The sequence below is a fragment of the Pseudoalteromonas sp. 120-MNA-CIBAN-0494 genome, assembly GCF_040308885.1.
GTDB lineage: Bacteria > Pseudomonadota > Gammaproteobacteria > Enterobacterales > Alteromonadaceae > Pseudoalteromonas > Pseudoalteromonas nigrifaciens.
Window position 1 is genome coordinate 1 of sequence record NZ_JBEOOE010000249.1, and the last position, 231, is coordinate 231.

At 34.6% G+C, this 231-nt stretch carries 1 pseudogene; it reads right to left on the bottom strand.

Annotation, left to right across the window (positions count from 1 at the left end):
- Positions 1 to 6 precede the first annotated feature (6 nt).
- A pseudogene (locus AAEY55_RS18675) lies at positions 7 to 231 on the bottom strand (transposase); the annotation flags it as partial.

Consider the following 231-nt stretch of genomic DNA (forward strand, 5'->3'; position numbering starts at 1 on the left):
TTATAGAACCATATTCACTATACACAATTGAACATGACTTAGCTGGTAAAAAGTATTAATAGAATCAGTAAATCCATTCACCACAAATAAGCACGAGATTAAGATATCTTCAACACCCCGTAGGATTAATTCGGTGAGCACGCTCAACCAAAACTAAGCCCCTTCATTTTCTGAAATCCACATGCCAAGAAATTCTTTATGGCCGTCAATATTAATACCTAAACAAATGTA